Source organism: Mycobacterium sp., from assembly GCF_035570115.1.
Lineage (GTDB): Bacteria > Actinomycetota > Actinomycetes > Mycobacteriales > Mycobacteriaceae > Mycobacterium.
In genome coordinates this window covers 1-11,250 of record NZ_DATMLH010000081.1, presented here as the reverse complement: position 1 = coordinate 11,250, position 11,250 = coordinate 1, and the positions used below count along the sequence as shown (strand labels likewise).

9 protein-coding genes are annotated in these 11,250 nt (G+C 64.4%); all 9 read right to left on the bottom strand.

Translation table 11 applies throughout. The annotated features are described in order from the left end of the window. A partial coding sequence (locus VNW74_RS06300) for a tetratricopeptide repeat protein (protein WP_325675742.1) occupies nt 1–630 on the bottom strand: 630 nt, incomplete at its 3' end. Continuing rightward, a complete protein-coding gene (locus tag VNW74_RS06295; protein WP_325675741.1) occupies nt 594–2,108 on the bottom strand; it encodes an MlaD family protein in 1,515 nt (504 codons plus the stop codon). The genes VNW74_RS06295 and VNW74_RS06300, both read right to left, overlap by 37 nt. Nucleotide 2,109: 1 nt before the next feature. Continuing rightward, nucleotides 2,110–3,276, bottom strand: a complete 1,167-nt coding sequence (locus tag VNW74_RS06290; protein ID WP_414686608.1) for an MCE family protein — start codon at nt 3,274–3,276, stop codon at nt 2,110–2,112. Continuing rightward, nucleotides 3,273–4,673 (bottom strand): MCE family protein, encoded by a 1,401-nt coding sequence (locus tag VNW74_RS06285; protein WP_325675740.1) that lies wholly within the window; start codon nt 4,671–4,673, stop codon nt 3,273–3,275. Before VNW74_RS06285 ends, VNW74_RS06290 begins: the two co-directional genes overlap by 4 nt. Next, nucleotides 4,670–6,067, bottom strand: coding sequence for an MCE family protein (locus VNW74_RS06280; RefSeq protein ID WP_414686610.1), 1,398 nt, complete (start codon nt 6,065–6,067; stop codon nt 4,670–4,672). The genes VNW74_RS06285 and VNW74_RS06280 overlap by 4 nt, the downstream gene beginning before the upstream one ends. A 26-nt stretch (nt 6,068–6,093) precedes the next feature. Then, the gene (locus tag VNW74_RS06275) at nt 6,094–7,122 is read right to left on the bottom strand and encodes an MCE family protein (protein WP_325675738.1); all 1,029 of its coding nucleotides are present in this window, start codon (nt 7,120–7,122) and stop codon (nt 6,094–6,096) included. Between the two features lie 48 nt (nt 7,123–7,170). Continuing rightward, on the bottom strand, nt 7,171–8,580 hold the full coding sequence (locus tag VNW74_RS06270; protein WP_325675737.1) for an MCE family protein: 1,410 nt from the start codon (nt 8,578–8,580) through the stop codon (nt 7,171–7,173). Between the two features lie 6 nt (nt 8,581–8,586). Beyond that, nucleotides 8,587–9,450, bottom strand: coding sequence for an MlaE family ABC transporter permease (locus VNW74_RS06265; protein ID WP_325675736.1), 864 nt, complete (start codon nt 9,448–9,450; stop codon nt 8,587–8,589). Next, nucleotides 9,447–10,169 (bottom strand): MlaE family ABC transporter permease, encoded by a 723-nt coding sequence (locus VNW74_RS06260; protein ID WP_414686609.1) that lies wholly within the window; start codon nt 10,167–10,169, stop codon nt 9,447–9,449. The genes VNW74_RS06265 and VNW74_RS06260 overlap by 4 nt, the downstream gene beginning before the upstream one ends. Between the last annotated feature and the right edge of the window lie 1,081 nt (nt 10,170–11,250).

Here is an 11,250-nt window from a genome sequence, read left to right as displayed (position 1 = left end):
GCCGAGATTGGAGGTCTTGATGGACGCGGCGACCAGTACCTGTGCTTTGTCACCCGAGTCGGATTCCAGGCCCGCTTCGGTGATGGTTCCCACCGACTTCGACTGCGCCTTCTTGAGCACCTCGATGAAAGGTTGCTTGCGTTTGGAGAACTGGTCGTAGAACTGACCCGTCGCCGAATCCAGAACACGCTGAACATCGGCGTCGGCGTGCTGCCAGTCGATCGTCGTCAGATTCAGCGCGCACTGCCGCCCGACCTGAAGGAACAGCTGCCGCTGCTCTTGGGCCTGCTGCGATTGATATGCCCGGAATCCCAGCCACCCCACGGTCGCCACCAGGGCCAGAACGACAGCCAACCCGACCATCGTTGCCAGCCGCACCTGCGACGCCGGCCCCTCGGCCGGCGCCGCGTCTTCCGAGGCGTCCTCATCCTCGTCCTCGACCGCGGCGTCGTAGTCCTCGGCCTCGTCGGCATCGCCATCCGCCGCCTCGGACTCCGCGGCTGTCGTCGACCCGCTGTCCTCCGGGGATACCGGTGAACTGTCATCGGTGTGGTCCGGCGCTGCCGGTGAGGGTGTTTTCGCCGCGGTCTTGCTCAGTTCCCCGTCGGGGGCGTCAGCATCTGCTGCCATGTTCGCTCCTTGAGACCGCCAGACAGGGTGGGTTGTTTGTACCTCTGGCCGTCCGGTCCAACATACTCGCCGGTGGCCGGATCATATTGGGCTGCCGCGACCGGCGGCGGCGCCGCCGGTGCCGGTGCCTGCCCGGGTGCCTGCTCCGGTGGGGCGGGCGGCCCGCCGGGGAAGCCCGCGGGTATCGGCTCGCCGGGGTCGAACTGGGGGACGCCCTGCCCGGTCAACGTCGCGTTCGGGTCGCCCTTCCAGTTGAAGCCATCGTTGAGCGGAATATAGGGCTTGTCGCTTTCACACTGCTTGACCGTCGGCGCCCGCTTGCCCGGCCGGGTCTCGCACGGATAGTTGCGCGCGCCCCGCACCGCGTTGAAGGGCGAATCCTGCGGTATCCGGCAATAGACCAGGCCCGGCGGCCGCGCCGGGGTGTCCTCGAAGGCCGGCGAGCGCTGCTGCTGAACCGGGAAAAACCCGGTGGTGCACGGCGGCGGCCAGTTGAGATTCAAGTTAAAGTCCAGGTAAATACCGCGGTAGGGTCGCTTCAAGTCCATGTCGCCGAGCTGGCCCGCCTGCGAGTCGGCCACCACCTGCGGCACCTCGGCCAGCAACGCCTCAACGTTGTCCCGGTAGGTCAGCGCGACATCGCCGACCTTGTCCAGATTGGACACCACTCCCGGCAGCGTCGGCTCGAGTCGATCGGCCACGTCGCGTAACGACGCGAAAAGTGGGCCCAGCTTTTGAATCGATCCCGACAGAGCGCCGTTGTTTTGTTCGACGGTCTGAATCTGCTTGGTGACGTTGGCCAGGTGGGCGGCCCAGGCCTGGATCGAGTCCGCGGTGTCGATCTGGCTATCGAAGACCGCCTTGGGCTCGTCGATCAAGGTGGTGATCGCATCCAGGTTCTGGCGCGCCTCGGTCGCCAGCTTCGCGCCACCGCCGAACAACCGGGACAACTCCGGACCCAGCCCACCGACGGCCACATACGACTCGTCGACCACCGTCTTGAGGTTGTCGTGCGGGATTGCGTTCAAACCGCGACTGACCGCCGCCAACAACGAATTAACGTTCGGCGGAATGGTCGTGCGGTCCTGGGGGATCACATCGTTGTTCTTGAGCATCGGCCCCGTCGCGCTGCGCGGGATCAAATCCACGTACTGCTCACCGATCGCCGACGCACTGTGCACGTGCGCGGTGAGATCGGCGGGGATATGAATACCCGACTTCAGCGAGAGCACCGCCTCCACGCCGGTGTCGGTGAGGTGCACCTTCGACACCCGGCCGACCTCCACACCCCGATAGGTGACGTTGCCCGCGCGGTACAGCTCCCCCGCCCGATCCAGCTGCATTCGCACCGTGTACCGACCGATTCCGAGGTAGGCAGCCGGCAGGTTCGCGTAGTACAAACCAACAAGCCCGGCAGCGATCACAGAGATCGCCGAAAAGATCGCCAGGGTGATAATCGTCCGCCGATGTAAACGCATGTCAGGGCCCCTGGTCGAATTGATAGGGAGCAACCAGCGGGTTGCGCGCGGTGTACGGGCTGGGCATCACCCCAAGGGTGCGACCCCACTGCATCTCCAGCTCGGTCAGGTTGCCCTCCCAGCGGGTGCCGGTGAAAAGTCCCGAATCAAGCCGGCTCATCGTCAAGTCGAAGATGGCCGAGAGGTTCCCGTAGTCGCCCCGGATCCATTTGGCCACCGGCGGTTTGGAGAACAGCGGCACGGTGAGATAGTCCAGACCGCGGGTCAGCGCCAGCCCGGAGTCGGCCAGCGATTTTTCCACCGGACCCAGATCGCCGATCTCTTTGATCAAATTCTCCTTGGTCGGCTCGAGCGCGTCAGCGGCAAGGGCGCCCGTCTTGGGACCGATCAGTAGGGCGTCGGCGATTTTTCCCCGTTCGTCCTTCAGAATGGATAGCGCGGCCGGGATGGTTTTCAGCGCCTTGTCCAGGACCGGCTTCTGCTCGGCGACTTGACCGACCAGGTTGTTGAGGCTGTCCAGCGCACCGATAATGTCATCTTTTTGGTCGTTGAGGTAGGCGGTGAATTTATCCAGTTGCGTGATCAGGCTTCTGAGGTCTTTTTCGCGACCGGTGAAGGCGGTGCTCAACGTCGCGGTGATGTCTTGAAGCTGACCCAGACCGCCGCCGTTGAGCACCAGCGACACCGCGCCCAGCGTCTGCTCGGTGGACGGGTAGGCACTCGCCGACGACAGCGGGATCACTGATCCGTTGTGCAGCTTGCCCTTCGCCTCCACGCCGGGGGGCGTCGCCAGTTCGACGTGCAAGGTGCCCAGCAGGCTGGTCTGACCGACCGTGACGGTGGCATTGGCCGGCAGCACGGCGTCGGGTTCGATGCTCATGGTGACCAGCGCATGCCAGCCTTGGCGTTCGACCTTGGCCACGTTACCGATCAGCACATCGTTGAACTGGACCCGGGAATTCTCCTTGAGGTTCTGCACATCGGGCATCTGCGCCGCGATGGTGTAGGAGCCCGGGCCGACACCGACCCTGCCCGGCAGCGGCAACGAGTTGGCACCGTGGAAGTTTCGCAGGGCGCCGCAGCCGGAGACCACGGAAACCGTCGCCACCACCAGCGCGATCACCAGCACCGCGCCGCCGCAGCGACGCCGGTAGCTGCGTCGGGTCAATGCCCACCTCCTACGTTCTGGTTATCCAGGCTGCCGGGCAGCATCATTGAGCGCAGCCCGGTGGCCGGATCGACGGGCAGCGGGTTGGCCGGCTTGGCCGGCACATAGGGCGCGTTGGTGTTGATCATCCCGTTGCCGAAGAAGTTGAAGATCTGATTGGCCGGTGGCAGCGGCCCGTTGGGCGGCGGGGGCACCGTACGGAACGCCTCGGTGGGCGGCGGCCCGGGCGGCGGGATGTAGTCGGGCCGCAGGAAGTCCTCGCTGTAGGTCACTTCGTTAGGACGCGCCGCGGCCCCGACGAACGGGTTCAATCCCAGCGGCAGCCAGTTGACCTGACGGTTCTTGAGGATCGGGGCCATGTATTGCACACACAGCTTGGCAGACTGCGCAGCGCCCAACCTCGATGCCGCCTGCACACCCGAACACAAGAACTGCAGCGGATTGGCGAAGTTCTGCAGCGCCAGCGCGCCGGTGTATGCGCTTTGGGCGGGTTGATAGATGTTCAATACGTTCTGGAACACGTTGGGGCCAATGTGCAGGGCTTGCTTGATGTCGTCGAGGCTCTCGGTCACCGCGTTGGACAGCTCCGCGGCCTTGTCCGACGTAATGCCCAGCGTCTCGCGGTTGTCGTCCAGAAAGGCCGTGATCCTGGCGGCCTCCTCGTTGTCCGCATTGAACGTGTCGGCGACCTCGTTGTGGTCGTTGGCCAACAGCTCGGTGACCGCGGCCAGGTTCTGGTTCAGGTGGCGCAAAAGGCCGCCGCTGTCATGCAGCGCCGACACCAAAGCGGCCAGGTTTTTGAACGTGCCGTACAGGTCGCCGCTGTGGTCAGCGAGCGCCGAAACCGCCTGTGACAGCTTGACAACGGCTTCCCGGATATCTGGGCCCTGGCCGCGCAAGTTGGCTGCCGCGGTATTGACGAACGATCCCAGCGTGCTGACCCCGCCCGGTTGCGTGGGCTGCAGGATCTCGGTGAGCTTCTCCAGCTGCGCACGAAGGTCGTCCCACTCCATCGGGACGGCGGTGCGTGCCAGCGGAAGCACCGCGCCGTTGGGCATCACCGGCCCGCCGGTGTAGGCCGGGGTCAGCTGAAGTTCCCGAATCGTCACCAGGTTCGGCGACAGCACCACCGCTTTGGCGTCGGCGGGCACCTTGTATTTGTCGTCATAGGAGAACGAGATCTTGACGCGGTCGGGCTGCGGTTCGATCTTGTCGATCTTGCCGACCGCCACGCCGAGGATCACCACGGCGTCGCCGACGAAAATGTCGTTGGCGTTGTCGAAGTATCCGACGACATGCGTGCGCCCGCTCGACGACCGCATCAGCGCGCCCACCCCACCCAGCAGCGCCACTACCAGCACCGCAACCAGGACAATCCTCGTCTTAGGTGAATTCACCGTTGGCCCCCCTGACCGGGTTGCGCCGGCCCCGGCCGCGGACCGAAGGACTCGCGCGGCGCGAGCACCGGTGGTTGGTTGGGTGGTAGCTGCCCGGGCGCCCCCTGCTGGACGGGCCCGGTGGACGCGTTACCCGGTCCGGGACCTTGTGCCGGTGGCCCCGGCGGCGCGCCGCCCGGCGGCGGCGCCGGGGGTTCCTGCCGCAGCGGATAGCAGCCCGGTGCTCCGGGCCTGCCCGGCGCACTGCACGGCACGTCACCGGGGTTGCCGGTGATGGCGTCGGGAATGTGCAGGCGCGGGTCGCCGCCCTGGCCGGTGCGCGGGTAGGGCAGCGGCAGTGGCGGTGTGGCCGGCTGACCGGTCAGCGGGTCGGTGAGCTGCGAGGGCAACTGGGTCGCGGGATCGATCCCCAGGTCGTGGAACGCGGAGTCGATGAACGGCTGGATGAACTGTCCAGGCACCAGGTTGACCAGGTAGGCCTTGAAGAACGGGCCCGAGGCAACCGCTTCGCCCAGCGCCAGCGCAAAGCTGTCGAGCCCCTTGATGGCCTCCTGGATGCGCCCCTTGCGATTGTTGAGGATCTCCAGCACCCCGTTGAGCTTCTCCAGCGCGGGCCGCAGCGTGGCGTGGTTGTCGTCGACGACTCTTCCCAACGCGCGGGCGATGCGGGCGTTGTCGACGAAAAACCTGTCCAGAAAACTGCTTTGGGCTTTCAGCGCGACCAGCAGCGAATCGGTGTCGCCGACGAGTTTGACGATCTCGTCGCTGCGCTTGGCCAACACGCCGGTGACCTTATTGGCGTTGCTCAGGAGGTTTCGCAGCTCCTTGTCGCGCTCATCCAGTGTCTGGGAGAACCGCGCCACACCCTGCATCGCGGCCTTCACCTCCGGTGGAGTGCCTTGGAATTCGCCGGCCACCACCGACAGCGCGTTGGACAGCTGGTCGGTGTTCAATTTGGTGACGGTGGCCGAAAGATCGCCCAACACATCGGGCAGCTGGTAGGCCGGCGTGGTCCGCTCCAGCGGGATCGGCCCGCTGAGCCGACCCTCTCCGCGCGGCGTGAGCTCGATGACCTTGGTACCCAGGAAGTTCTTCACTTTGACCGCGGCCTCGGTGCGCTCGCCAAGCCGCAGCTCGCCGGGAACGCGGAACTTGACCAACACCCGCGATCCATCCAGGGCGATGCTGGCCACCTTCCCGACCCGGGCGCCCGAAACCTCCACGACGCCGTTGGTCTCCAAACCGCCCGCCTCGGCGAAGTACGCCGCGTACTCCTTGTCGCCGGTCAAAAACGGCACCTTGTCGTAGTTCACCGCCAAAAGAATCACCGCGAACAGCACGCCGATACCGATCGCACCCACCACATACGGGTTGCGTTCGGAGAACTGCCTCATGTCGAAGAGGCGCATGTAGAGGCGTCTCATTTCGGGGTGCACCTCCCCGAGCGCTGGCTGGCCAGGTTGATGTAGACCGGTTGCCCGGTCTTGCCGTTCAGCTTCACGATCAGGTCGCATAGATAGAAGGTGAAGAAGTCTCCGTAGAGGCCTTCCCTGCCGATGATGCGATAGTCGTCGGGCAGCGTATTGATCAGGTTGTCGAGAAAGTCTTTGTCGGCCAGCAGGGTCCCGGCGACGCGGTCGGTCTGATCGACCACCTTTTTCAGCGGCGTGCGGGCCCTGGTCAGCACCTCGACGCCCGCCGCATAGATTCTCTCGACGCCCCTGAAACCCAAGGCGACGTCCTGTTTGCGTTCTTGCAGAGTGGTCATCAGTGTGGACAGCGAGTCGACGGCCTTGGCGAGCTGACCATCCTGGTCGCCCAGCGAACCCAGCACGGTGTTCAAGTTGGTGATCAGCGAGCCGAACAACCGATCCCGATCAGCCAGCGTGTTGCTCACCGCCGCGGCCTGGGTCAACACCGAGCCGACCGTCGGGCCCTGGCCCTGCAGCGCCTGGATCAACTGGCCGCTGATCGTGTTGATCTGATCGGGGTTCAGCGCGCGAAACACCGGCCGCAAGCCCCCGATCAACGCGTCCAGGTCCAACGCCGGCTGGGTCCGGCCCAGCGGGATGGTCGCCCCCGCACCGAGCCTCTTGACTCCGCCCGCACCCTCCTCCAGCAACAAGAATCTGCCACCGAACAGGTCGTCGTAGCGAACGACTGCCCTGCTGCCCTCGGTCAGCACCACCGACTCATCCGCGGTGAACTGCACGCGCACGGTGGAATCGGGCTGAACGGCGACCTTTTTAACCTTGCCGACCTCCACACCCGCGATGCGCACGAAGTTGTTTTCCCGCAACCCCGACACATTGGCGAACACGGCGTTGTAGGTGTTCGCCTTTTCGAAGCGGACCTGGGCGAACACGGCGAACACCACAGCGATACCCACCAAACACACGGCGGCATAGATGGCGAAGCGCACCACGATGCCTCGGAAGTTCTCGCGCAATGTCGACCTTTCTGGGACGCGCTTTCTGGGACGCGGGTTGGGTTGCTGCTAACGGGGCTTCGGTGGAACCCCCGGGTAGGGCGGAACGAACGGCTCCGAACCCGCCGGCGGCTTGCCCATGCCCGGGTCTTTGGGGCGGCCGGGCGGAGGCGCTGGCGGCAAGCCCGGGAACAGCGGCGTACCGTCCGGGGCGTATAGCTTCCCGCCGTAGGGTGGCGCGCCCGGGTAGGGCGTCGGACCTGGGGCGGGACCACCCTGATCTTTCATCGTCGGCGGCAGCGGTGTCCCACGGGTGGACGGGGAATAAAGGGTGTAGCCCGGGTAGCCGATAGCGGGGTTGGGCCGCACGTCCATGCCATTGCCGAACCCGGAGTTGGTGACCATATACCGCTGCGGGTAATTCTTTGCCACGTCGGGCAGCGAACCGCAGCTAGGCGTTCCGCCCGGGCCGCCCTTGATGTCCATGACGGGCAGGTTGTCCGGATACCGGTACGCATCGTCGCCAAACAGGATCCCGGCGTCGGCGATGAACGACCGTCCATTGTAGGTGAAGGCCTCGGCGAAACCCCGGTCCATGATGAGCTTGGCGCCGAGGAACGTGCAGGTCAATTCCGGGTTGTATTTCATCAGCAACCGCGTCGTCGGCTCGAGCACGTTGAGCAAATGGGCAAGGTTGTCCTTGGTCGGGGTCAGCAGTTTGTAACCGCTCTCGGCTGCTCCGCTCAGGGAGAGCAGTAGGTAATCAAAATCTTTCGCATTCTTGGTGATCGCGGTACTGGCCGTACTCGTAGCGTCCAGCGTGGCCATCAGGTTCTGCGCCGCGGCGCCGTAGGCGTCGTTGAACCCCTTGAACGCGCGCCAGTCGGCCCGGATCAACTCGGTACGGGGATTGACCGCCAGCAGCACCTGATTGAAGTCGGTGATGGCTTGGCCGATCGCTTCGCCCTTCCCGCGAAACCCCTCGGCCAACGCCGAGATCACCGCGTTGATTTTGGCGGGATCGATCTGGTTCAGCACCGTGACCAGGTCCTCGAGGATCGTGTTCGCTTCGATGCTCACCTTGTTCGTGCTCAACACAGCCCCCGACGCCAGCCGCTGGCGACTCGGCTCGCTGGGGGGGCGCAGATCGACATATTTGGCGCCGAACACCGTCGGCGCGCTGATCTGGACGTCGACGTTAGCCGGAATATAGCGCAGCTGGCTCGACTGCACCTCGAGCTGAAGAGTCGCCCCATTTTTCGGCTGGATCGAGGCCACTCGGCCGACCTCCACGCCGCGGTACTTCACCACCGAGTTGGCGTCCATCACCAGACCCGCCCGATCCGATACCAGGGTGACCTTCGCGTAGGACGTGAAGTCTCGCCTGAAGGCCATCACGGTCAGCGGAATGGACCCGATGATCGCCACCACCAGCAGCAGCGCCCACCATCCCGGATGTATGCGTCTCTCGTGTCTCATCGCCACCTATCCCGACAGGTGGAAGTCGCCCGACTTCCCGTAGAGGACCAGTGCCAGCACGAACGTGATGGTGATGGACACGAAGATGGACGCCCGCACCGCACGCCCCACCGCCTCACCAACGCCGGCGGGCCCACCCGAGGCGGTGTAGCCGTAATAGGTATGGATCAGCATGACGATGACCGCCTGCACGGTGCACTCCAGCCCCGACACCAGCACATCCCGCGGCAGCAAAAACGTGTTGAACCAGTGATCAAAGCCGCCGGCCCCCTGGTGATAGGCCAGAATCGTGACGGTCCGCGTGATAAGTACCGACCCGACAAAGGTCACGCAATACAACGGGGGCACCACCAGCAGACCCCCCAGCACCCGGGTCGACACCAGGTAGGGGATGGAGCGGATGCCGATGACCTCCAACGCGTCGATCTCCTCGCTGATCCGCATCGCGCCCAATTGCGCGGTGGCGCCGGCGCCGATGGTGGCCGCCAGGCCGTTTGCAATGATGAGCGGCAGCGACAGGCGCACGTTGGCATAGGCGGAGAAAAACCCCGCGATCGCACCCACCCCGAGGCTGCTCGCCTGGACGTAGCCGAAAATGCCGACGACGGCCGCGGAAGCCCCCGTCAAAACCGCGAGGATCACCACCTCGCCGCCGATCAAGGCCAGCGCGCCGACACCCAGGCTCATCTCCGAGAGGACGCGCAGCGTTTCCGCCTTGTATCGGATGAGAGCCTGACGAATGTTGACGAGAGCCTCGACATAAAACGCGGTTTGCTCGCCGAGGCGACCCCATTCGCGCGCCGCGTTCCGCGCGCTACGCGCCGCCCGCGGAAACCGGGCGTTGACCACCGTCCTGACGTCGCCGGTCATGTCGCCAACGTCGTGGTCGCGGTGATGACACTCACTATCACGTTCACAATCAGCAGCGATACAAATGTGTACACCACGGTTTCGTTGACCGCGCTACCAACGCCCTGCGGACCCCCACCCGCGGTTAATCCCTTATAACAGGCGATCAAGCCGGCGAGCATCCCAAAAATTGAGGCTTTGATAAAGCTGACCACCACCGTAGGAAGGTTGGTCAGCAGCGTCACGCTCGTAGCAAACGCACCGGGATTGCCGTTCAACGCGTAGATGCTAAAGGCATAGTCGGCGCACAACCCGGAGATGATCACCAAGCCGTTGATCAACATGCCGGTGATGATGAGCGCGACCACCCGGGGCACCACCAATCGGTGGACCGGGTTGATGCCCAACACCCTCATGGCGTCGATCTCCTCCCGGATGGTGCGCGCACCCAGGTCGGCACACATCGCCGTGGCGGCGGCACCACTGAGGACAAACACCGTGGCAACCGGCCCGATCTGCCCTACCGTGGCAAGTCCCGAGCCCGCGCCGTTGATGTCGCCGGCGCCGAACGAGACCGCCGCGACGCCGAAGAGGTAGACGACCATCCCGTTGAAAGCTATTGATTGCGCGATGGCCGGGATGGTCGCAACCCGAGCGACGAACCAGCACTGCTCGAGGCACTCACGCCAGAAGAACGGCGGGCGCAAGGCTTGGACGAAGGTGTCCAGCGCCAGCGCCATGAAACCGCCGACCTCGCGCAGCGGCTTTTGCAGCGGCTTGGTTAGCCCGACTAGCGGGATAGTCGAGACCACTAGCGGCCCCTATTACTTTGCTGGCTGCCGGTTGGAATGACCGCCTCAAGCCCGAAGATGCAGGAGAGAAACGGGGTCTGTCCTGGCTCACTCAGCGCTCTTGCCGGCCGCAGACCGGTGAGACGCGAATAGGTCAGCCGCACCGTATCCATCTCCCCTATCCCTATCCATCTCGCTCATTCGTCGGGTCCAGCTCCGAGCAGATGTGTGCGGGACCACACACCTGGGTGTGAGGTGTGCGGGACCACATTATGCAGCGACCCGTCTCAAGTCAATAGTTTTCTGTCCGAGCTGTCTCAAAACGGGTCTCGTAGGGCTCCCCCGCTTCGGTATGGTAACCGACTTTCTCTGGCATGCTTGATCTTTGGCGAAACCGCCTAGGAACCGCGGCGGTACTCGACGCGATAAGGGTAGCGCTGTTTTATCCAGATTAAATAACTTTGACACAAATGAAAGACGGGGCTTTGGCCGGCCACCGAACACCTGCCGTCCGGGTAGGCGCCGGCCGCTTGCGGAGCCTGCTGGCAAACATAGAGTGCGGAACCATGGCGATACAGCCGTTTTCGGCACGGTTGCATCCGTCGCTGGCCTGCCCACTGCGCTGGCTGCGCCCCCTAGGGTCACCGAATGCGCTTCCGGCGGTGGAGTTTAGCGCCGCTATACTTGCGGCGGTCGTGCCGGAAGGGCGATCTCGGCGCGCGCCCAAGTGCACAACCTCACAGCCGTGCGCATTGCCGTTTCCGTCTGAATCATCTCCTTTCCTTGGCGGCGTGAGCCGCCGGATCACCGGCCGGTGCTCTACGATCGTCACCGACGTACCGAACTCCGCCAGGCGCGAAGTGCCCTGCGGCTCAAGCAGATTCATCGCCGGCGACGTGACAGCTATTTCTTCAAGGGCTTGCAACGATGCGGCTCTCCTCCATCGACTGGACCCTCCGCCCGGGGTTGGGAAATCGAAACTAGCTCACGATATTATATCTCTGGTCGCCGGTTGGCAATTAGTTCCAAC

Bases quoted from the DNA above. Each gene is read 5' to 3' on its own strand.
- VNW74_RS06260 (WP_414686609.1), bottom strand. From the start codon at position 10,169: ATGGCGCTGGCGCTGGACACCTTCGTCCAAGCCTTGCGCCCGCCGTTC.
- VNW74_RS06295 (WP_325675741.1), bottom strand. From the start codon at position 2,108: ATGCGTTTACATCGGCGGACGATTATCACCCTGGCGATCTTTTCGGCG.
- VNW74_RS06280 (WP_414686610.1), bottom strand. From the start codon at position 6,067: ATGAGGCAGTTCTCCGAACGCAACCCGTATGTGGTGGGTGCGATCGGT.
- VNW74_RS06270 (WP_325675737.1), bottom strand. From the start codon at position 8,580: ATGAGACACGAGAGACGCATACATCCGGGATGGTGGGCGCTGCTGCTG.
- VNW74_RS06265 (WP_325675736.1), bottom strand. From the start codon at position 9,450: ATGACCGGCGACGTCAGGACGGTGGTCAACGCCCGGTTTCCGCGGGCG.